We start from the raw sequence: 20,893 nt of genomic DNA, 5'->3' as shown, positions 1-20,893 counted from the left end.
CCTCAGAGGTGAACCCCCTTGCGCTTTATCATCGAAGAATCCGACGAAGTCATTGTCACACATTCTGGAATGACCCTTGTCGGTTTATTGCTGGACAAAACCACTCTCGGTGAACGCCTGAATCGGACTCGCCTGTCAGGCATGGGAAAACCAGACATTTCAAACCGAGATGTGGCGTACTCATACATCGGCCTGCTTTGTCAAGGCAAGACGGACTTTGACCACATCGAAGCCTTTCGTGATGACGAGTTTTTCACGATCGCACTACAGATGGACAGCGTGCCTTCGAGCCCAACGCTGCGCCAGCGTTTGGATATGGCCGCCGGAAAGGCCGGCTGGGAGAGTATTTTACTCGAAGAGTCCGCAAACCTCTTGAGAACCCTGAATGTTACACTGCATCCGATTGTGCTGGGTGAGTCATCGAAACGCCGGGCTTACATTCCCCTGGACCTTGACGTGAGCCCATTTGATAACTCGGGAACGAAAAAAGAAGGCGTCTCCCGCACGTACAAAGGCCACGATGGATACGCCCCAATCTTTGCTTACCTCGGCCAAGAGGGCTATGTGGTCAATGTTCAGCTGCGTGAAGGCAGTACCCATGTTCAAAAGGATACAGCGGCCTTCTTGCGCAAGAGTATTCAGTACGCAAAGCAGATTTCAGCCCTTCCGCTGCTCGTTCGCATGGATGCCGGAAATGACAGTGCAGAAAACCTTGCCGTGTGTCGTTCTCAGGACAGCAGGGCCGAGTTCATTATCAAACGGAATCTGCGAAAGGAAAGCCCCCAGGCCTGGCTCGTGACCGCCCAGCAGCACGGTGTATGCCACGAACCTCGGCCAGGCAAGAAAGTGTATCACGGTTCGCTGATGTGCCCGGTCAAGGGCCTGTCGGAACCAGTTCGGATGGTATTCGAAGTCATCGAACGGACCACCATGGCCGACGGGCAAACCCTGTTGGTCCCAGACATCGAGGTCGACGCCTACTGGACCTCACTGCCCGACGACCCAGATGTGATCATTCGTCTGTACCATGACCACGCCGTGATGGAACAGTTCCACAGCGAAATCAAGACGGATCTGGACGCTGAACGGTTACCGTCAGGCAAGTTCGCAACCAACAACCTGGTACTGCATTTTGTATGCATGGCTTACAACTTGCTGAGGGTGATTGGCCAGGAAAGCCTAAAACGCAACGATGCACCTCTGCGTAAGAAGGCAGAACGTCGTCGTATCCGGACGGTGATTCAGAACTTGATGACCTTGGCTGCGAAACTAGTCCGACATGCCAGGCAGAGCAAACTGAAGTTGGGGCATGGGAACCGATGGTTCCCTGTGTTTCGCCGTTTGTATTTGACCTTCGTATAACATGTGCCGTCTTGTGGCCTGGGAACAAAGCCTGACGATGAACAGGCCGGGGAAGTTATTCGCTTCTGCGGGAACTGGCGTTCCCTTACGGTTGAATTCGATGGAATCGCTCCACGCACCAATGCAGTCGCAGCCCGTTCGATGCAAGATAAACGCCGCATGAGTGCTCGACAGGTACCCTGTCACGGATTCAGGTATAATCAGAGTCTTCCATAAGTTTCATCGTCGCTTTCGTTTCTAAAGCGAATAATTCATTGAAGCGATCGATATTCAACAAAAAGAATTCCTTAAAATTGTGCCCTTGTACATATTTCAGATCCAAATCGATCACTCCCATGTTTTCTTTAATCTCAGTCGGAAACTGGATGGTGAATTTCGTTCCGATTCCTTCTGTACTTTGTACAGTGATTGTGCCTCCATGTTGGTAGATGGTCGAATACACCTGCGTTAACCCCATTCCTGTGCCTTGATCTTTGGTCGTAAAGAAAGGGGTTCCCAACAAATGAAGTTTATCTGCCGGTATACCGACCCCTGTGTCGCCGATGATGACGAAAATGAATTCGCCCTTACGATAATGTTCGATGGTAATGGTTCCTTCATTAGGAATAGCTTCAAAAGAATTTTTCAAGAGATTGAAAAGCGCCTTCTTTAACTGGTTCTTCTTTCCATATATGACCTCCTCGACATTTTTAAAATTTTTTATAATGTTAACCCGATAAATCTGATCTTGAAACAAATACAGTAAAGACTCTAATTCTGAACAAAGATTAATCGCGATATAAGGCTCATCTTCCAAGTCAGGCTTAGAAACCTGTAACAAATCTTGCAACGTGGCAATTGCCCGATCTAGTTCTGTACAAGCAATATCTAAATATTGGTGTGAAATCTCCCTTTGCAGCAATTGCAGAAATCCCTTGACTGCCGTTAATGGGTTTCTAACTTCGTGAGCGATTCCGGCCGATATTTGACCTATTGAAGCAAGACGGCTTAATGTATCATCCGTAGGTGCCATCTTACTTGTTGCCCGCCCATTTGATTGCAACGACTTTCGTTCCTCTCGTTGAAGTCTCAATCCAACATTCGTCCATTAATCTCATCACACCGGATAATCCGAGGCCTAATCCACGCGACGACGATTTCCTTTTGCCCTTCAAAACTTCATCCAAATCGACAATTCCTGGCCCGTGATCTGTGACTGTGAAACGTATTCCCTCATCCATCAATTCACAACAAAAATTGCCCTTGCCATAGGCGTGATCCAAAACGTTTCGGGTTAACTCCGAAACGCTGACAAAAATCTTCTGCTGATCTGACTCAGAAAAAGGTAGTTGCTTCACAAAATGTCGTACGGTACTTAACGCATAATAAATATCATATTCCGACGAGATATTGACAACTTGATAGTTCATCGGACAAGGAATCCCCCAGATTACATGAAACCCATTTCTGAGTTTGATTATAAAGCCTTTCGTGAGTATATCAACGATTCCTTTTCAGTCATCCTCGACCAAAAGGTTGCCTTCATCTATGTCACAAAACATCATTCCTAGAGTTGCTGTGCTCGCCACGGCTCCCGGAGTTCTCTTAATGGCGCTTTTCGGCACTCTGTGGGCGGAGCTTGGCATCCTCGGGCTGCAGGGCTGGGGATTCATGGTGGGCATTTGTCGGCTTTGGGGCAGCCCTGATATTGCGGGGAACCGTTGCAGCGGTTAGCATGCAGGCTGCAGGCTGCTGAAAAGGGGGCAGCATGTATCCAAATAAGTCGCTCAATGGGAAGTTTTGTGAGTCTTCTTCATTGGCGATCACGTCCTGTTCCGCAATTTGAATCCCTGCAGCAGTTGCGGTACACGTCTTCTGTATTGAAGGCGCTGTTCACCAGACATGGAATCTCATAACTTTCTTCCTTGCGACCCTGACCTTGAGGAAAATGAAAAACCCTTGATACACAAGGGTTTTCGGAAATGTACAGGCTCGAGATGGTGGGCCTAAGAGGACTCGAACCTCTGACCTCACGATTATCAGTCGTGCGCTCTAGCCAGCTGAGCTATAGGCCCTCGATTGGCGGAGCTGACGGGATTCGAACCCGCGGTCTCCAGCGTGACAGGCTGGCATGTTAGGCCTCTACACCACAGCTCCAGTTTGGTTGCGGGGGCAGGACTCGAACCTGCGACCTTCGGGTTATGAGCCCGACGAGCTGCCAACTGCTCCACCCCGCGTCGCATCCCGTCTCCGGGACGATTCAATTGTGGTGGGCGGTGGCAGGATCGAACTGCCGACCCCTCGCGTGTGAGGCGAGTGCTCTCCCGCTGAGCTAACCGCCCGCTGGTGACCCCAGGGGGACTCGAACCCCCGTTACCGCCGTGAAAGGGCGGTGTCTTAACCGCTTGACCATGGGGCCTCGTCGGCCGCGGCACGCATATCCGGGAAACACCGCGGCAGGCGAACGCTGGCTCCCCGAGCAGGATTCGAACCTGCGACCCTCCGGTTAACAGCCGGATGCTCTACCGCTGAGCTATCGAGGATCGTGGTGGAGCTAAGCGGATTCGAACCGCTGGCCTCCAGAGTGCGATTCTGGCGCTCTCCCAACTGAGCTATAGCCCCACGCTGGTGCCGAAGGCCGGACTCGAACCGGCACGGTTTCCCGCACGATTTTGAGTCGTGTGCGTCTGCCAATTCCGCCACTTCGGCAACTTGGTGCGCCCGGAGAGATTCGAACTCCCGACCTCTTGATTCGTAGTCAAGCACTCTATCCAACTGAGCTACGGGCGCATGCTGTCTTGTTTTTTCACCGCCGCGCCAGCTGCCGGTCTCACTGGCCGCATCAGCCGAGCGACAAGGCTTATTATACGGACCTGCCTTTCGGATTGCAACACCTTTTTTTGAAGAAAATCATGGAAATGGAGGGTGTGCCGCTCCGCTTCTGCGCGAAAGCGAGCCGCTCCGCGGCACACCCCCCATTTCCTCCTGGGACGCGGAGGGTGGCCGTGCCGAACTCGGTGCCAACCATGAACCGCCACTTGGGCGACGGGTCCACTCCTGCGCGAAAGCGAGCCGCTCCGCGGCACACCCTCTCATCATAGCACCGCCCTGCCGAAGCAGGGCGGTTGTGAACAATTGTTTAGCCGCTTGACATTATGGTATCCTCAAAAAGGAACCTTGCCGTTCGGTGTGGTGCACCGTCAACGCAGCGGACCGGACAGGTGTTGCTCCGCGAACGCCACCAGGCGCTTGGTGATCTCACCACCGACCGACCCGTTTTCCCGCGATGTGGTCTCACCGCCCAAGTTCACACCAAACTCGGTTGCAATTTCGTATTTCATCTGTTGCAGCGCATTGCCCACCTGCGGAGTCACGTACTGATTCCGACTCGGCATCTTGGATCATCCTCCTCTTTGGTTGGGTGCAGTTGTAGTATCTGCGGCCCAATCCCCGTTATACGTGTGCCCATGCACATGAATCTCACCAAAAGGGGGTAACCGATGACATTGATCCCAACGTCTGTGACAGAAGGAGTCGGACATGCCGTGAACGTCAAACGAAGGCGCCGGGTCAAGATCATTCAGCGCGTGGTCGCGATGCTGGTGGGCGCCGCCCTGGCCGCTGTCGGCCTGGAGGAGTTCCTCATCCCGAACGATATCATCGACGGCGGAATCACCGGGATCTCCATCATCCTCGCCCATGTCACAGGCATTCGCCTAGGTGTGTTTCTCTTCGTGCTGAACCTGCCGTTTCTCATCGTCGGCTACCAACAGATCGGACGTACCTTCGCTTGGTCCACCCTGTTCTCCATCATCGTGCTGTCCATCACGGCCACCTTACTGGTGCCTGTGCCCGGCGTAACGGACGATCCGCTGCTCGCCGCGGTGTTTGGCGGCATCATTGTCGGCATCGGGGTGGGGCTCGTAATCCGCAGCGGTGGATCGTCGGACGGAACCGAAGTGGTCGCGGTCGTTCTAAACCGCCGGCTCCCATGGTCCATCGGACAGCTGATCATGTTTATGAATATCTTCATCCTCGGCAGCGCCGGGTTCTTTTTCGGATGGAATCGCGCCATGTACTCCCTCATCGCCTACTTTATCGCCTTCAAGACCATCGACGTGGTCACGACCGGCTTCGAAGAGACCAAATCGGTCTGGATCATCAGCGACAGATACCGGGAAATCGGCGAAGCCATGCTCCACCGGCTCGGACGCGGCGTCACCTACCTCCAAGGAGAGGGGGCGTTCACGGGAGACGACAAGAAGGTGTTGTTCAGCGTCATCTCCCGCCTCGAGGAGGCCAAACTCAAGTCCATCGTCGAAGACCTGGACGAGGATGCTTTTTTGGCCATCGCTCCCATCGCGGAGGTTCGCGGCGGGCGGTTCAAGAAAAAGAGCATTCACTAAGGCATGCAGACAGGAAAACAGGGTGCAGCACTCTGGGTTGTCGCCCCTAACGTCTGCACCCTGCGGCGTTCACGTGGTCAACGGGGAGGACCCCTGACGCCAAGTCGGCATATGCCTACCACGGTGCCATCTGCCAAATTCGCATTGCGGATTTCATCGAGCGGATCGATCCAGGGATTGTGTCGTTTTAATCTGTTGCTTAATCTGTTGCCGACGCCGTTGTATTTGGCCGATCGCCTGAGGCGGCCGGCGCGTTGAACATATCACTGTTCCTGCAGCGCAGCAGGCACCACGCGCGTCCGTGGCGTGAGCGCGGCGATCTCCTTCGAGGACACCGCTCTCTTCCCGTTCCACAACCGGTGTCCTTCCAATTCCAGCAGCCAGGCTTTGATGTGGAGCCCTCCGCTGTATCCCGTCAATGTGCCGTCACTCCCAATCACCCGGTGGCAAGGCACCACGATGGGCATGGGATTCGCTCCGTTGGCGGCCGCCACCGCGCGAACCGCCGTCGGCCGCCCGATGGCCCTGGCCAAGTCAGCGTACGTCCAGACCTCTCCATACGGGATCTGCATTAACGTTTGCCACACCCGTGTCTGAAACGGAGTGCCGTGAGGGGCCAACGGCATCGTAAACGTGCGCCGCTCCCCCCGCAAGTACTCCAGAAGCTCCTCCCGGCACCGCCTTGTCACGTCCGGATCAAAGACGAGGTCCGCCCCAGGATGGTGCTGATGAATCCACATCTCCATGGCCTCAAACACCTCGCCAGGGACAGTGACACAACACAGCCGGCCATCCTTGTGCACGACCACGTACAGCGTCCAGTCTCCGTGCTCCACCCGTCCCCAGAACACGGTCTCCTTCTCCACGTCCATCCCCTCCCGTCGTCCTCTTGGCCTGTCCCCAGTGTAAACCACCCACGCCTGGTTGTGGATGACGGAGAGGAGGAGTCCGTCGCTCTTTGCGAACCCAAATGGGACGGACATGCAGGAGCAGGACATCATCGTGCGCCGAAATGGAAAACTGATCATGTTTCTTCTGGTCGAAGTCGAAGATTGCGCACGTTCAGAGGAGGGATTCCGTGAGAAGGCGGATCATCCGGAAGCTCTTCATCGTCATGGTGGTTCTGTGTTGGGCAGGGAACCGACCCGGAGAGGGGACAGGGCCGGTGCAGGCGGCGGTTGACCCCGCCTCACAGACAGTCACCGTCATGAGCTACAACATCCACTGGGGAGAAGGTTTGGATGGACGATATGATCTCGGCCGGATTGCCCGCGTGATCGAACAGGTCCACCCGGATATCGTCGGCTTGCAGGAGGTCAATGTGCACTGGGACGAGCGAAGTCGGTTCGACGACCAAGTTCAGTGGTTGGCACGCACCCTGCACATGCACGCGTTTTTCGCGCCGATCTACAGTAAGGGAACCGCGCCGGGCAAGGGAATCGGTGTCCGTCCGGATGCGGCAGGCCCCTTCCCCCAGACCGGGGGCCCGTCGCCGGCAACAGGTGTGGCCATCCTGACGAGATACCCTATCCTCCGCGCGCAGAACCATGCCATCTGCCGGCTCTCTACCATCGAAAAGGCGCTGTTCCCCGCTTGGTACCCTGGATTCGCCGATGTCGTCGTCCAAATCGGCGGGGTATCCGTCCGCGTCTACAACACCCACCTGGATTACCGGCGCAACCCGTACATCCGGCGACTGCAGGTCCGCGACATGCTGTCCATCATCGACCGCCAGCCGGAACCTGCCTGGCAAATCCTATTGGGTGATCTCAACGCTGAGCCGAGCGCCCCGGAACTGGCACCGCTTTGGAAGCGGTTCAACAATCCGCTGGAAAGTGACCCGAACCTAAAGACCTATCCTGCGGACGTCCCAAGCCGACGGATTGACTATGTGCTGGTCTCCCCCGGCCTGGAAGTGAAGAAGGTGTGGATCCCTGAGACCACAGCTTCGGACCACCGGCCCGTCACCGCGGTCGTGTCTGTCGGGACGCGGCTCAACCGGGTGGAAGGGTGGAAGCCGCGCCCCCGTCTGAACACAGGTGGCGTCAAAAGCGGGTGATGATATTGAATCCGCGTGTGCGGAACTCGGTCATATTCTGGAACACCTCGTTGACATCGTCCAGCGACACCTGACGCTCCACCAATGTCGTGGGACGGAGCCGCCCGCTCGCGACCAACTGGAGCAGCCCGGTGTACTTAGGATGCGGGTTGCCGAGGCTCCCGACGATCTCCAGTTCCATGGCCGTAATGGCGTCAATTGGCAGCCCCACGATGCCGCCTTCCTCCGCGGTGGTCAGTCCGATTTGAACGTGCCGCCCCCCCTTTCGCAGCGACAGGACGGAATTCAACACCGTCTCGCGCACGCCGAGCGCGTCGATGCCCACGTGGGCCCCACCTTGGGTGATCTCGCGAATGGCCTCGGGTACGTTGTCCCGCCGGGCATTGACAACCGCCACGGCCCCTTCCTGTCGGGCCTTTTCCAGCTTCTCATCGTCGATATCGACCGCGATCACCTGGGCTCCCACCGCCGTCGCCACCTGGATGGCGGACAGGCCGACACCGCCCGCCCCCTGTACCGCGACCCACTGCCCGGGTTTGACATTGCCGCGCATCACCCCGTGGTAGCCGGTCATGTACCGGCAGCCGATGGCGGCCGCCGTCAGCGCGTCCACGCTCTCCGGGAGACGTATTAAATTGAAATCCGCGTTACGCACCAACACGTACTCGGCGTAGCCGCCGTCCCAACTGATCCCATACACCCTGGTGTCCAGGCACAGGTTGGGGACCCCGGAGTGGCAGTATTCACAGTGGCCACAGGCGTAGTGAAACGGTACGGTCACCCGGTCCCCGAGACGAAAAGACCGCACTTCGTGACCGACCTCTACCACCTCTCCCCCGAATTCGTGCCCAGGGATGATGGGCAGCTCAGGCGTGAGCCCGATCCACGACCAATCCCCCATCCAAGCGTGCCAGTCGCTGCGGCAGATACCGCTGGCCTGTACACGAACCACCGCATCATGCGGTCCGGGGGTCGGATCCGGCACCTCCTCAATCTGCAGAGGCTGCCGGTGTTCCACGATGCGCGCTGCTTTCATTCGCCAGACACCCTTTCTTCAATCATTTTTCATATCATTCTAAACTATCATACTAAAATTATTTTATTCGTATGCGCACATCCCGCGCAACCGTCGGGTCAAATCCTGAAGTATCAGCTGCGCCAGAAATTCGCGCGCGAGGGCAGGCTATGAGCATCAGGGCTCCGGCCGGTCGAAATGCTTCAGCGTCCTGCGTTCGGAGCACGTACGGCGCACACCCATACGCCCAGAATCACTGGGATAGTCTCTCGATCCGCGCCTGCACGATTCTGATTTCCGAAATTCACGACTTGTGGCCTGCGTTCTGCCAGTCCAACGCTACGCAAGCACCTGCCCGCTCAAGCAGCTGCGCGAGCGCCACGCATCTGCGCGAAATACATATTTGATGCCGACCTCGAATTGAAAATCCGCAAAATCCGCACGTGACGTGGGACTGATTGCCTATGCTTCATTGGCCAAGCATGCATATCGTAAACCATACCTCAAAGCAAGGGGGTGCTGGTACATGTACGACGGAGGCGTGTTTGGTGGTGTCACCCGTTGGGCAGTCGTATTTCTGATTATCTTCGTGCTGTTCATCCTGCTCATCCCAGGCGTTAGATACTAATCCAACAACTGAACAGCTTCTTTCGGCCATATTCATTTAGGCCGTTCCCATTCCGAACATATTCGTCCAGACAGTTCTGACGAATAGACAGACGGACCCCATGACTCGCTTCGGCGGGTCTTTCTTTCGCTCTGTTCGCAGTCGATGTTGTTTTTCGGTGTATTATTTAGGAAAAGGGGTGAGCGTGTAGCATAGGCAGATGCTTCTACGAACGGCATGCATTTCGGGTTGTGGACGAGAAAGAAGAAAATTTCTTTGGAATCAAGACCCACCTGCTCCAATACGCGTTATACCGAGTTCATGACTGATGCCGCCGACTGAGCTGGCAACCATGGCCTTACGTACGTTACGACACAGCGCCAACGTGTCCGATGGTGAGCAACGGCCGAGCAAAGCACATCCCCATTACTCCCTCGCACGCCATAGATCACGTCCACGCTCACTGCCGTTCCATAGATCGGGACGTCGGACCTGTTCTTGACCGCTGCGCTGCGCTTCACATTCTGTGCACACGCCAAGCGGGTGATCGACACCGTCAATTCTAGTGAATCCTGTCATGAATATTCGAGCCATATCGTCCTTGTAATGAAAGCGACGACAAGAAATACAATAGGCTGTATCCATTGATCATCCCGCCTTCCACCACCCCTATGTAACAGAGACGATGGTGCAGCACATTCGGCTGTTCACCTGGACGTGTATGTCACCCTACTCCTCAGACTTCGCGACGCTCGTATCATCGTTCCGGATGTCTCTCCACCAAAGCCTCAGGTGGGTACTTTCTGCAAATCTCCTCCCCTCGGTGGATCACTCTCAACATTTTGATTGAAACTGTCCGGCTGTTTGTGGAACTTATTGAGCCGAATCAAGCGCGACCTGAATTTTAGAAACCCGGATTCGTTCAATATCCGCGTGATGATTTGCAACACGTCGTTACCGTATGGTGTAAGTTCGACATGGCCATCGCGCACAGCCACTCTCGTGACGCCACTGCCTGTTCAAACTGGCTTCTTAACGTATCGGTAGCCGAAGGACGATGGATATCCCCTTTCGTCTTAAAAAATTTCGACAACGAACATCAAACTCCTGCTGCGGCGATGAACATCAATGAAAAACTGTCCACCTCAGCCACGAGGACCTGCCAGAAGGGTAACGGAAAGACCGGTTGTCGCGAGGATAGGCCTGGATATTGCAACCGGTCGTTCGCTCTGGAGAGGAAAATTCAGGACGCCACGCCAGACGAACGTTACCCAGGTCATTTGACACACTGCTAACCGGCGTTGGCCGCGTTTTTGGAGTGACTCGAAGTTGGTCACGAATGCGTCTTTCGGCGTTTCGGCAAGCCACACACACGTATCGGGTGGCGGTGCACCCTCTATTTCTGGTACCGCACAACCCAGGATACGGAAGACTTCGTTTGTTTACGGGACAATACTTCCTCCGACACTTCCCCAATCTTTGCCAAAGCCTCCAACTTCTCTTTGTCGATCACCTCGACGATACACTTCTTGCGGACGTTGGGTGGTAACAGACTAGCAATGTCTCCGGTGTCGTACGTGGTATACCTGGACGTCATGATGGGACGTTCTTGTACGGTGAGCTGAATGTGCCCACGTCCGTCCGTGTGATCCACCCGATCCAGCCCGTTCTCCTTCATATACGCCTCGATCACTTGTCGCAGCGCGTCCAGTTTCTTCTCAATCTTCTTCGCCTCTACATACAACTCCAAGTACTGATCTACCGCCACTTGTACATCAGCCCGAATACCCGCCATGGACAGTCCTCCTTTTCTGACTAACCCGTACATCCTATGTGCGGAACTGTCCATGAAGCACTGATTTGTACTGCACAGGTACCAACTACATCCAACCCCTTCTCGCGGGCCTGCGGCAGACAGAACGGTCATCCAAGCCACTGGCGGAATCGGCAAGGTGAAGTGGACGATCCCGTCGGCGGTGGCGATGCACCGCAGGATGTATACCAGAATGTGACAAACGGAGCCTCGCGGCCCCGTTTCCTTCTTGTTATCCATTACCTCCGGAAAGGCGTCTCGCTCGCCACGTTCTATGTTGTCCGTTTCAGCGCCGGACCCTTCCCAGATGTCCTCGACAACTTCGCCGTCCTTGAACATCGTGACCACATTGTCTATGCAACTACTCCCCATGCGGGCAATGTTCTAGCTGTCAAACTTGGGGTATATTAACTTCCCCTGGTCGTTAAAAGCCTCGATACTTCTGGGGCCGTAATGCATACCCGCTGTGGGGGGATACGTTACCGCGTCTCCATACACCCCGTTCTGGATGGGAAGATCGTCAACCCGACCGTCGTGCCATGTGATGCGAACGCGAGTTACTTTCTTGTCCTGAACCACTCCGCAGACCAGGAAGTAGTTCGGGTATGTGCGCGGGTCATCAGGAGACGTATATGCACTCATCTCGAAGTTATAGATAGGCAGGTGGCTATCCATCACTTGGGACAGGGGGATTGGGTCGACATGCAAGATCTCCCATGGGGAGGCGCTTCCTTTCATGGCAGCGACTGCAGCAAAATAATCGATTTGGCGGACCCGAAAGCTGATGAAGGCGAACCCGTATTCACCCGTGACCTGACTCCATCTGACCAACAAGTCCTGGACTACAGCTTGATGGGTGGTACCGGCCTCATTGGCAGGGCCCGCTGAAAACCGCGATTCCAACTCCTTTTGCATCACGTTACGAAATTCGCTCGTATCCAACACCGTATGTTGGACATCCGTTGCGATAACAGCCTGGTTGGAAATCCGCTCTCGGTCCGTGATGATCCCCCAAACGGCGATTGAGGCAATCCCTGCGACGACCAGTGCCGCTACGGTTGTAGCCATTGCAGGATAGTAGCGGCGGCGATAACCTTCACCATGCCGTACGCGTTCCAACACCGCGTTCCTCTGACGCTCCGTCAGTTCGCCACAAGGAAGAGATTTAATTTGCTGGCGTAGGTAGTCCTCAAATGCCACTCTCCATCATCTCCTTACCAATTGTGTCTTGCAACTGTTCTAACGCTCTTCTGTAACGGCTTCGGACGGTACTTTCGGATACATTTAGGATCGACGCTATCTCTTTGAACGTCAGGTCTTCGCGTATGTGGAGCAAGATGACTTCCCGGTAAATCTTTCGCAGACGAAAGATGGCCTCCCACAATGCGTGATTTTCAAAAACCTGCATAGCCTCATCCTCTGATGACCGAGCATGCGCCGAACTCACGTTATGGAGTTTCATGGCGTCCATAGGAATTACTCGGCGAAAGAAGGCGGATCTCTGGTGATCGCGACATATGTTCCGCGCAATCTTGAATAACCACGTCTTGCGAGATGATTCGCCACGGAACTGGTCCCAGTGCGTATAAGCACGTACAAACACGTCTTGCGCCAGATCGTCAGTTGTATGTGGATCCTTCGTCACTGCATAGATGTAGCCCCATATTCCGTCCCAAGACTCGGCCATGGCGGACAGAAATGTAAACTCTGTATCACTCAGAATGAGAACTCACCTCGCCTTCAGCCTCGTCGCGAAAACAGACGAAATATCTGAACGATTTGATGCAATGAAGGCGCGAAGTCGACACATCCAAAATCTCCACATACGAGTATCAGGCACAGCGAAGAATATGCGGATGAGGATTACACCATCTTCGTGAAGGATGATGCACATGGGAACCAAATTTGTCGGCGTCCGCAAGGACGGGCACGGTAACATCACGCACCTATTGACGAACGACGGCCGTGTGGTGTCCATTGACGAAGCACGCACCATGGCACTGAACGGCGAGGTGGATTCGCTGTCCGACGTGCACGCAGATGGCACGTGGGAGATCCATGGCACGGCCGGATCGGCGGAATACGCCGAGGGGAGTAATCTTGATCAGCTCCCGGAGTTCTAGACGTGGTCAACCCGGGACGGCCGGACGGCTCCGTCAGCCATAACCGTCAAACCGGACACACCTCGTAAGCCATGGGTTTGGGGCGGACTCGAGTTTTCTTCGCGAGGACGACACTTTTGTCGTCGGGCGAGATAAAGCCGAGAGGCGTACAGAAGCCCATATTGACAAAAGGAAGACGTCCTCCAAGTCTCGGACAAGTCATGCTCCGACACTTGGGCGGACGCCGGCGTCAACGTCATGCCCGCATCTCCTCCATCGCCTCGCAATGCTCCGGGAAGAGACTCGACGCAACAAATTCGACTTATCTCACCGTACATTTCCTGAATGGAATTCTTCGCTGCCAGCAGATGCTGCCGCCGATCCACGCGCTGTCCGCGCCATATTGGGTCTCTTGCCAAAGAGCGGCACGTTCACCACCAACGTGACACTGAGCAAAATGATGATGAGACCTACGATCATACTTATCGTAATTTTCTCACCAAGAAACACGGCACCCCAAAACATGCCAAAGACGGGGGTCAAAAAGGTGACGCTGAGTGTCTTGACAGGACCAACGCTGCGAATGAGCGCAAAATAGATGGGATAAGCCAGCGCTGTACAGAATATCGCAAGGCCCAAGGCGGCCAGGATAGCGGCGTTTGCAGGGGTGCTGTGCGGAAGTGTAGCGCCAACGGCTGGAATCAGGGCGACGCTTGCGCCGAACTGTTGTCCAATCGACACATGCATCGGTTTCTCTCCTTTGAATGCCTGCGACGAGTACACGCCGGCGAAGGCGTACGATATGGCCGCAAGAAGAGACAGCGACGCTGGGGCAAGCAGCCGATTTCCGCTCCCGTAAGGCTCCCACCCCACCAAGACGGCAACACCGATGACTCCGAGGACGAGCCCCGCGATTTTCTTGAGTGTAAGCGTATCCTTCACCCACATCCAAGCAACAAGGGCAGTAAAAAGCGGGGTTGTCGCGTTCAAAATGGCCGCCAGAGCTGCGGGCACATACAGCTCTGCCGTTGAAATCAGGGAAAACGGAATGGCGGCGTTCAACAATCCGAGAATTAGGTACTGCTTCCATTTGCGCAGAATGCCCGTTCGTTGCTGGCGGATCAACACATACCCCCATAGCACCAGGCCAGCAATCGCCACACGAAGAAAAGCCAACATACACGGTCCCAGATCAGGGGCGCCGATGCGCATAAACAGGAACGATGCGCCCCACAACGCAGCCAATGCCAACAGCATCAGAAGATCTCTCGGTTTCATGCGTGAGTTCTCCCTCTCGGAGATTTGGAGTCCTGATGCTGTTGTACCACGAAAGATTGCTGGCGGGCTTTTCCATTCTTGCCTTGTCATTTCCCACACGTTTTCTGGAGAGTGTTTTTTCCCCAAGCTCGACAGTTGAACTTCATGCAATGTCCCACGAATCCGGTTTTGGTGCGGGTTCGTGGGACCTGCGGATGACTCGTGTACGTCTACAGCCCTCTTAGGATCGATTGCCCCCGGTGGCATCTCCTTACCGGATCCAGTGTTGTCTGTGTGTCACTGCCGGACCCCTCCCCGGATATCCTTGACCACTTTGCCGTCCTTGATCACCGTGACCACATTGTCTGTGTTCTCCAACGATCGAATGTCCGTGAGCGGGTTGGTCCTGGTGATGATCACGTCTGCCAGCTTGCCTGTCTCCACAGTGCCGACCTTGTCTCCCCAGCCCATGCATTCCGCAGCGACTTTGGTAGCCGCCACAATCGCCTCCATGGGACTCATGCCGATGTCGCACATCAGCCCGAGCTCTCGGAGGTTCGTACCGTGGGGCATGACGCCGGCATCCGTGCCCATGGCGATCTTCACCCCCGCTTTGTACGCCCGCGCGATGCTCTCCCTGTGGCGCGCGATGACCTCGCGGGACTTGCGGATCCCGTACTCAGGCATCGAATCATCCCGCTCTGCCGCTTCCAACACGAATACTGGGGCGAGCAACGTGGGGACCAGATACGTGCCTCGCTGTACCATCAATTCTGCCGTTTCGTCGTCGATGAACACGCCATGCTCAATCGAGTGAACTCCGGCAAGCACCGCATTTCGCATCCCTTCCGCACCCTGGGCGTGCGCCATGACCTTCACCCCTCGGCGGTACTGCCCTTCCTGTACGATCACTCTCAGTTCTTCGAGGGAGAACTGTGTGAATTCGGGATGATCCGTCGGGCTCAACGCGCCGCCCGTCGCGTGCACCTTGATGACATCCGCGCCGGCACGCAATATCTCGCGAACCTTTTTACGGACCTCCTCCACTCCATCGCACACGCCGCTCGGATGGCCCGGATAGCCCCCAAGATTCATATCGAGACCGGACAACATCCAGGAGTCGCCATGCCCCCCGGTGATCGTGAGCGGCTCGATACTCACCTGCATCCGCGGTCCCTCGACCAGACCGTCCTCCACCGCCATCTTCAAACCCACATCAGCGCCACCAGCGTCACGCACCGTTGTGATGCCCGCATTTAACGTGTTCCGCATGTATGTCAGGGCCTTGTAAAAATTGTATACAAACGGGGTCGTGAGGCGCTTCTGGAAGTTTTCCACCTGAAACATGATATGCACGTGCGTGTCAATGAACCCTGGCAGAATGCATCCGCCCTGTGCGTCGAACACTTCTGCGTCGGCTGGTGCGTGCACATGCGCCTCTGGACCTACCGCAACAATCTTATTTCCATCAATCAGAACGGACGCGTTCTCAACTGGATCTCCACCACGGCCGTCAATCAATGTCCCGTTCCGAATGAGCTTGAATGCCACTTCTACAACACCTCTCGTCAGACGGTTTCGAATCTCACAGCTTATATTCCGAATATAGAAACGATCGACTCACTCCATCAACAGATGGACGGCGACACTCACGAACGCGCGTACGCCGATGCTGAGTGCGCGCTCATCGATGGTGAACGCGGGATGGTGGTGTGGGGCGCTGGATGGCCCACCGGCTCCGACTATGAAAAAGGTGCCCGGCGCGTGCTGCTGATAGGCTGAAAAATCTTCGCCAGCCATGCTCGGGGTGTATGTCTCGACGGCTTGCACGCCAAACGTCGCCTCCAGAATGGCGCGCACGCGCTGTGTTAGTTCGGCGTCGTTGATGACCGGGTGGTAGCCCATGTGGTAGGAGAATTCATAAGAAGCGCCAAACGCCTCTGCGACCGCGCGAATGACCTGCTCCATGCGGGCAGGAACCTGTGTACGGAGCACGGGATCGAAGCTGCGCACCGTTCCGCCAAACTCCACCACACTCGGGATCACGTTATAAGCGCTGCCGCCACTGAGTTGGCATATGGAGACGACCAACGGTTGGATGGGATCTGTTTGCCTCGACACCACCTGCTGCAACGCCACAATCGTATGCGCGGCGACGACGACACTGTCAACGGTGGTGTGTGGATACGCGGCGTGGCCGCCTTTGCCGATGATTTTCACCTTGAACATGTCCGGCGCGGCATTGACGGGGCCCGGGCATATATACACCCGCCCGACTTCACGCTGCGACTCCAAATGGATACCGATGACCATGTCGACTCCGTCCATCACCCCCGCGGCAACCATCTCCTCGGCACCTCCGGGAGGCAATTCCTCTGCATGCTGGAACAGGAATCGGATTTCTCCTGATAGCTCGTGCCTGTACTTGCAAAGCACCTTGGCTGCACCAAGCAGCATGGCGGTATGGCCATCGTGCCCGCAGGCGTGCATCACTCCCGGTCGTTTCGAAGCAAATGGAAGCTGAGTCGCTTCCTGAATCGGCAGCGCATCCATGTCGGCCCGGATAGCCAGCGTCTTGCCTGGCTTCGTGCCGATAAGGCGAGCCATGACGCTGGTCGGCGTCGGGCGGGTCACCTCCAGATCCCCGAACGATCGAAGTGCCTCATAGACAAGCTGCGACGTCTCGTGTTCATGAAACGACAGCTCAGGAAATTCATGTATGGCGCGCCGCCATCCAATCACATTGTCCATCACCGCGTTTACATCCGCCTCGAGCCGATCACGCGGAAACGTCACATCGTCATCCTCCCTTGCAGCTGTAAGGCAGGGTCTTGCAATCCCCTTCTTTTCCAGGAAGTCGCGCGGATCTGCTGCAACACGCCCGGGCGGTGCCGAAGAGCAACCGCCCACGTATACGTACTCTATTTCGCGACGTCCACCGTGGTGAATTCTGCGCCACCCGTACCGCTCGGAACGTATCCCGTCACATATTTGGCCGCGGCGTACAGCGGCGTGGTGTGAAAGAGCGGAATGAGCGGGGTATCCCGATGAATGATTTCCTGCGCCCGTTTATACAAGGCAGCGCGCTGTGACTGGTCGGAGACGTTCAAGGCCTGCTGCAGGAGTTGGTCTACCTGCGGGTTCTTGTAAAACGACACATTGTAGGCAGGCGGCTTCGCGTTCGAGCTGTGGTAAATGGTGTACATGAAGTTCGTCGGATCCCAGGTACCGGCGGACCAGCCCAGTAAGCACATCGAATGCTGCCCGCTTAGTACCTTTTGAATGTACGTCGCCCAGTCGTACGTCTGAATCTGAACATCGATACCGATTTGCTTCAGGTCAGCCTGCAGCGTTGCGCCAATCTTGTCAGGCTGCGGCATATACGGGCGAGGGACCGCCATCACGTACAACGTGGTCTTGAATCCGTTTGGGTAGCCAGCCTCGGACAGCAACTGCTTCGCTTTCGCGATGTCCACCGTGTAATCCTGAAGTTCTGAATCAAAACCCCAGTTTTGTGGTGGCAGGATGGTCGTGGCGACCACGGCGGAGCCGTTCAAATATGCGTCCACAATCGCCTTCTTGTCGATGGTCATGGCGATGGCCTGCCGCACGCGGAGATCGTTGAACGGCTTCACCTGCGTGTTCATGGCGAAGTACCCCACGTTGTTGCTGGGAGCCATGATGAGCTGCAAATTCGGATCAGCCTTGATGGCCGAGGCGTCCGAGGGATTAACCCCTTCCATGAAATCAATGGAACCGGACCGAAGCGCGTTCAATCGCGCAGAGTTGTCCTTGATGACCTGGAATATCAGTTGATCCAGCTTCGGTTCCCCGCTCACCCTGTAGTGCGGGTTTTTCTTGAGGACAATCTTGTCGTTCTGGGTCCAACTCACGAATTCAAACGCGCCCGTGCCAACCGGATGCTCCTTGATGTCTCCGTTGTACTGCTTCAGACTCTGCGGCGACACAATGGCATAGGAGCCCTGTGTGAGGATTGACATCAGCGGTGCAAACGGATGGGTCAAGTCCAGCTCTACGGTGTAATCGTCAATTTTTTTGACATCCTTGAGCACACAATTTTTATCACCCTTGAACCCGCCGAAGTCAGATTTGAAGTCCGCGAAAGTCCCGCCTTTGTGGTACGGATTCGACGGGTCCCACCAACGCTCAATGTTCTCCACCACTGCATCGGCATTGAAAGGAGTACCATCTTGGAATGTGACGTTTTGCTGCAACTTCAGTGTCCAGGACATTCCGTCAGACGACGGTGTCCAACTGGTGGCCAAATCGGGGGCCAACTCTGACGTGCCCGGTTTGTACCGAACCAGCGTGTCGAATATTTCATCGGAGACCATAAGGGACTCCGTATCGACGGCGTTTGCCGGGTCAAGCGTGACCGAATCCCCGCCCCGACCGACAACCAGTGTCTTGTTTCCAATGGGCGGACTCCCGGCAGTCCCGTTGCCGCTTCCGCTCGTCCCACAGCCTGCCAATAGTACGGCGGAGCACAGCGAGATCGCCGCAGCATGCACAAATCTCCTCACAACTCACACCCCTTTACATACTCCCGGCGAACGGACCCGATTCCTGTTCCGGAAGCCATCGACAACACCACTGTATGGGGCTGTCTGTACCTCCATCCCTGACAATCGGTCTGCGCCGATCCTGCCATCCTGTGGTGCTGACTCTACCATCCGTGATGACAGGAATGAAATGTTCGATATTTTCACGGATTGTAAAGGTCATGTCCGCATGATGTCAACCATGAGCCTTCCACACAGGAGGCGATTAGGAGAACACACAAGCGTTTTCACTCGTGCCCAGGCCAAGATTCCTTCGCTCGTGCAGTCCCTTGCAACTCCGGGGCGATACCTTGGTGACGATAGACTTCGTAGTGCCATTGTTGATAATTTGGATTCAGATCGCGCGGTTTGCGTCTCGGTCGTCGGCGGAACACCGTTGATCATACAACTGCTTTTGGTCTACTACGGCTTTCCGCAACTCGGAGTTCAAATTTCGGTCACGGGCGCGGCAGTGGGTTGTGAATCCTTACACGAACTGCTCCAGAAATCCTGGTAGTTCCCGTACGATATACAATATCGTACCTTCCGGGTACAGTGCGGGATTCAAAGTCGCACTGGCGATGAACTCGACTGCAGACCATATCTTGGCTACCTGCATCCATCGCTCCAGGTCGCCCAACTCTGTTGGAACGCTGCCCCGGTTCCTCTCCCAACATGTGCGGTACAATGCGGCAATTTTGGCCTCTGTAGTCCCGTTTTTCCTGCCGAGACCCGGCATTGTAATCGCCAAATCAATCGACGGATGTCCGTAACAAAACCGTTCCCTATCTGTGAGAACCAACTCTCCGTTGCGACGAACTCGCCAGTTCGTTGGATTCGGATCCGCTGACAAGCAGCATAGCGGCTGGAAGAGAAACCGTGCGTGCAGCTGTACTTCGATGAGACCACGTTCCACTTGACTGCGTTCCTCTTTATCGCTGAACCATTCACACGCTTGATGGGTCATTTCCTCGTTCCAACTCGGCCGGTATGCTGCTGTGTCCAACTTGGGGCGTTCACTTCCCCATGTCGACGAGTGGAGTCGGAACAACATCTCAATCTGTTCCGCATCGCACACCCAGCGTTCCTTCGGAAAAGGATGCAGTACATCCTCAAGAACAATCCAGTTGTTACCTGAATCGTCAGCGCCAGACCAGTACAATTGAGGTACTCCGACACCGGCACGCTTAACATGACCAGCATGGTGCTCGTAGAAGGAACGCTCTCTGGGCAATGGAGAGGATTTTACGATGACCGACCGTCCGTCTTCAAATGTGAGCCGATTGGCCCCTCCTTCGCCCGCAACACCGGACAATGGCTCGATCCGAGCGACGGTGCCAAAATTGGAATGGAGGAAGGTCTTCAATTCTTTAGGTATGAACTGCGTATCAGAATTCATTTTGACCCCCGGATCCGACAGAAGGTCGTTCCCGCCAATCGGTGAAATTTCGCCGTATGTGCTTTATACTGATATTGGAGTGGACTCGCTTCGTCAAGCGATTCTTCGTCAACAACAAAAACAGCCCGCCTTCCCGGCGGGAGACTCATCTCCACACAGAAGAATCACACGGCCTCATCACGAAACAGCGCTGAAAGACCACCAGCATCACCGCGCGAGCAACCGTGTGAACAAGATGACCCCAAAGCAGTAGACACCCATCTCGGCCAGCTCCCGAATGGTGCTTGGCGTCGTCGCCAGCCACGCATATAGCGACACGGCGAGCCCGGAGA

Annotated in this window: 17 protein-coding genes and 9 tRNA genes; 4 read left to right on the top strand and 22 right to left on the bottom strand. The window is 55.5% G+C overall.

Annotated features, from left to right (window positions below; genetic code table 11):
* Positions 1–18: 18 nt before the first annotated feature.
* On the top strand, positions 19–1,362 hold the full coding sequence (locus N687_RS0119450; protein ID WP_029419949.1) for an IS1380 family transposase: 1,344 nt from the start codon (positions 19–21) through the stop codon (positions 1,360–1,362).
* Positions 1,363–1,552: 190 nt separating this feature from the next.
* On the opposite strand, the gene N687_RS21610 is transcribed toward N687_RS0119450, so the two are convergent.
* The 12 genes from N687_RS21610 to N687_RS0119390 form a co-directional block, all read right to left on the bottom strand.
* Positions 1,553–2,374: an ATP-binding protein gene (locus N687_RS21610; protein ID WP_081841587.1), complete on the bottom strand. Its 822-nt coding sequence runs from the start codon at positions 2,372–2,374 to the stop codon at positions 1,553–1,555.
* A 1-nt stretch (position 2,375) separates the two neighbouring features.
* Complete coding sequence (locus N687_RS23530) at positions 2,376–2,771, bottom strand: ATP-binding protein (protein WP_081841586.1); 396 nt, start codon at positions 2,769–2,771, stop codon at positions 2,376–2,378.
* A gap of 568 nt (positions 2,772–3,339) precedes the next feature.
* Positions 3,340–3,416: transfer RNA gene (locus tag N687_RS0119435), tRNA-Ile, on the bottom strand.
* 5 nt (positions 3,417–3,421) lie between these two features.
* Positions 3,422–3,498, bottom strand: a tRNA-Asp gene (locus N687_RS0119430).
* A 4-nt stretch (positions 3,499–3,502) separates the two neighbouring features.
* Positions 3,503–3,578 (bottom strand) — tRNA-Met (locus N687_RS0119425).
* A 30-nt stretch (positions 3,579–3,608) separates the two neighbouring features.
* Positions 3,609–3,683: transfer RNA gene (locus tag N687_RS0119420), tRNA-Val, on the bottom strand.
* A gap of 2 nt (positions 3,684–3,685) precedes the next feature.
* Positions 3,686–3,760: transfer RNA gene (locus N687_RS0119415), tRNA-Glu, on the bottom strand.
* Between the two features lie 49 nt (positions 3,761–3,809).
* A tRNA-Asn gene (locus N687_RS0119410) sits at positions 3,810–3,884 on the bottom strand.
* Positions 3,885–3,887: 3 nt separating this feature from the next.
* Positions 3,888–3,963: transfer RNA gene (locus N687_RS0119405), tRNA-Ala, on the bottom strand.
* Between the two features lie 4 nt (positions 3,964–3,967).
* Positions 3,968–4,050: transfer RNA gene (locus N687_RS0119400), tRNA-Leu, on the bottom strand.
* Positions 4,051–4,054: 4 nt separating this feature from the next.
* Positions 4,055–4,131 (bottom strand) — tRNA-Arg (locus N687_RS0119395).
* Between the two features lie 410 nt (positions 4,132–4,541).
* Positions 4,542–4,736, bottom strand: a complete 195-nt coding sequence (locus N687_RS0119390) for an alpha/beta-type small acid-soluble spore protein (protein WP_029423429.1) — start codon at positions 4,734–4,736, stop codon at positions 4,542–4,544.
* Between the two features lie 201 nt (positions 4,737–4,937).
* Here N687_RS0119390 and N687_RS0119385 point away from each other — a divergent pair, with 201 nt between their 5' ends.
* Positions 4,938–5,747: a YitT family protein gene (locus N687_RS0119385; protein WP_231493643.1), complete on the top strand. Its 810-nt coding sequence runs from the start codon at positions 4,938–4,940 to the stop codon at positions 5,745–5,747.
* 263 nt (positions 5,748–6,010) lie between these two features.
* On the opposite strand, the gene N687_RS25225 is transcribed toward N687_RS0119385, so the two are convergent.
* Positions 6,011–6,619, bottom strand: coding sequence for a methylated-DNA--[protein]-cysteine S-methyltransferase (locus N687_RS25225; protein WP_081841584.1), 609 nt, complete (start codon positions 6,617–6,619; stop codon positions 6,011–6,013).
* Positions 6,620–6,825: 206 nt separating this feature from the next.
* On the opposite strand from N687_RS25225, the gene N687_RS0119375 reads away from it, so the two are divergent.
* Positions 6,826–7,806, top strand: coding sequence for an endonuclease/exonuclease/phosphatase family protein (locus tag N687_RS0119375; protein ID WP_051663475.1), 981 nt, complete (start codon positions 6,826–6,828; stop codon positions 7,804–7,806).
* On the opposite strand, the gene N687_RS0119370 is transcribed toward N687_RS0119375, so the two are convergent.
* The 4 genes from N687_RS0119370 to N687_RS25640 all read right to left on the bottom strand — a co-directional run bounded on the left by N687_RS0119370 (position 7,793) and on the right by N687_RS25640 (position 12,928).
* Positions 7,793–8,842: a zinc-dependent alcohol dehydrogenase family protein gene (locus N687_RS0119370; RefSeq protein WP_029423425.1), complete on the bottom strand. Its 1,050-nt coding sequence runs from the start codon at positions 8,840–8,842 to the stop codon at positions 7,793–7,795. The two genes, N687_RS0119375 and N687_RS0119370, sit on opposite strands and share 14 nt — an antisense overlap.
* A 1,982-nt stretch (positions 8,843–10,824) precedes the next feature.
* The gene (locus N687_RS24185) at positions 10,825–11,223 is read right to left on the bottom strand and encodes a hypothetical protein (protein ID WP_156040233.1); all 399 of its coding nucleotides are present in this window, start codon (positions 11,221–11,223) and stop codon (positions 10,825–10,827) included.
* Positions 11,224–11,625: 402 nt separating this feature from the next.
* The gene (locus N687_RS0119355; protein ID WP_029423423.1) at positions 11,626–12,441 is read right to left on the bottom strand and encodes a hypothetical protein; all 816 of its coding nucleotides are present in this window, start codon (positions 12,439–12,441) and stop codon (positions 11,626–11,628) included.
* Complete coding sequence (locus tag N687_RS25640) at positions 12,431–12,928, bottom strand: sigma-70 family RNA polymerase sigma factor (protein WP_081841583.1); 498 nt, start codon at positions 12,926–12,928, stop codon at positions 12,431–12,433. Before N687_RS25640 ends, N687_RS0119355 begins: the two co-directional genes overlap by 11 nt.
* Positions 12,929–13,133: 205 nt before the next feature.
* On the opposite strand from N687_RS25640, the gene N687_RS0119345 reads away from it, so the two are divergent.
* The gene (locus N687_RS0119345) at positions 13,134–13,364 is read left to right on the top strand and encodes a DUF3892 domain-containing protein (RefSeq protein ID WP_029423421.1); all 231 of its coding nucleotides are present in this window, start codon (positions 13,134–13,136) and stop codon (positions 13,362–13,364) included.
* Between the two features lie 306 nt (positions 13,365–13,670).
* Here N687_RS0119345 and N687_RS0119340 read toward each other — a convergent pair whose 3' ends face one another.
* From N687_RS0119340 to N687_RS24180, 5 genes are all read right to left on the bottom strand, one after another.
* Positions 13,671–14,621: a DMT family transporter gene (locus N687_RS0119340; RefSeq protein WP_081841582.1), complete on the bottom strand. Its 951-nt coding sequence runs from the start codon at positions 14,619–14,621 to the stop codon at positions 13,671–13,673.
* Positions 14,622–14,897: 276 nt separating this feature from the next.
* Positions 14,898–16,151 carry a metal-dependent hydrolase family protein gene (locus N687_RS0119335; RefSeq protein WP_029423419.1) on the bottom strand — a complete coding sequence of 418 codons (1,254 nt, stop codon included), beginning with the start codon at positions 16,149–16,151 and terminating at the stop codon, positions 14,898–14,900.
* 69 nt (positions 16,152–16,220) lie between these two features.
* Complete coding sequence (locus N687_RS0119330) at positions 16,221–17,351, bottom strand: amidohydrolase (protein ID WP_051663657.1); 1,131 nt, start codon at positions 17,349–17,351, stop codon at positions 16,221–16,223.
* Between the two features lie 170 nt (positions 17,352–17,521).
* Complete coding sequence (locus tag N687_RS0119325) at positions 17,522–19,144, bottom strand: ABC transporter substrate-binding protein (RefSeq protein ID WP_035462524.1); 1,623 nt, start codon at positions 19,142–19,144, stop codon at positions 17,522–17,524.
* A 505-nt stretch (positions 19,145–19,649) separates the two neighbouring features.
* A complete protein-coding gene (locus N687_RS24180; RefSeq protein ID WP_156040232.1) occupies positions 19,650–20,561 on the bottom strand; it encodes a hypothetical protein in 912 nt (303 codons plus the stop codon).
* Between the last annotated feature and the right edge of the window lie 332 nt (positions 20,562–20,893).

The organism is Alicyclobacillus macrosporangiidus CPP55 (assembly GCF_000702485.1).
GTDB classification, from domain to species: Bacteria; Bacillota; Bacilli; order Alicyclobacillales; family Alicyclobacillaceae; genus Alicyclobacillus_H; species Alicyclobacillus_H macrosporangiidus_B.
The sequence above is the reverse complement of the archived record's forward strand: the minus strand, read 5'-3'. Positions and strand labels throughout refer to the sequence as shown.

Coding starts and splice junctions, on each gene's coding strand:
- N687_RS24185 (WP_156040233.1), bottom strand. CDS start 11,223: ATGGCGGGTATTCGGGCTGATGTACAAGTGGCGGTAGATCAGTACTTG.
- N687_RS0119345 (WP_029423421.1), top strand. CDS start 13,134: ATGGGAACCAAATTTGTCGGCGTCCGCAAGGACGGGCACGGTAACATC.
- N687_RS0119340 (WP_081841582.1), bottom strand. CDS start 14,621: ATGAAACCGAGAGATCTTCTGATGCTGTTGGCATTGGCTGCGTTGTGG.
- N687_RS25640 (WP_081841583.1), bottom strand. CDS start 12,928: ATGGCCGAGTCTTGGGACGGAATATGGGGCTACATCTATGCAGTGACG.
- N687_RS0119385 (WP_231493643.1), top strand. CDS start 4,938: ATGCTGGTGGGCGCCGCCCTGGCCGCTGTCGGCCTGGAGGAGTTCCTC.
- N687_RS23530 (WP_081841586.1), bottom strand. CDS start 2,771: ATGAACTATCAAGTTGTCAATATCTCGTCGGAATATGATATTTATTAT.
- N687_RS25225 (WP_081841584.1), bottom strand. CDS start 6,619: ATGGACGTGGAGAAGGAGACCGTGTTCTGGGGACGGGTGGAGCACGGA.
- N687_RS21610 (WP_081841587.1), bottom strand. CDS start 2,374: ATGGCACCTACGGATGATACATTAAGCCGTCTTGCTTCAATAGGTCAA.
- N687_RS0119370 (WP_029423425.1), bottom strand. CDS start 8,842: ATGAAAGCAGCGCGCATCGTGGAACACCGGCAGCCTCTGCAGATTGAG.
- N687_RS0119390 (WP_029423429.1), bottom strand. CDS start 4,736: ATGCCGAGTCGGAATCAGTACGTGACTCCGCAGGTGGGCAATGCGCTG.
- N687_RS24180 (WP_156040232.1), bottom strand. CDS start 20,561: ATGAATTCTGATACGCAGTTCATACCTAAAGAATTGAAGACCTTCCTC.
- N687_RS0119330 (WP_051663657.1), bottom strand. CDS start 17,351: ATGGACAATGTGATTGGATGGCGGCGCGCCATACATGAATTTCCTGAG.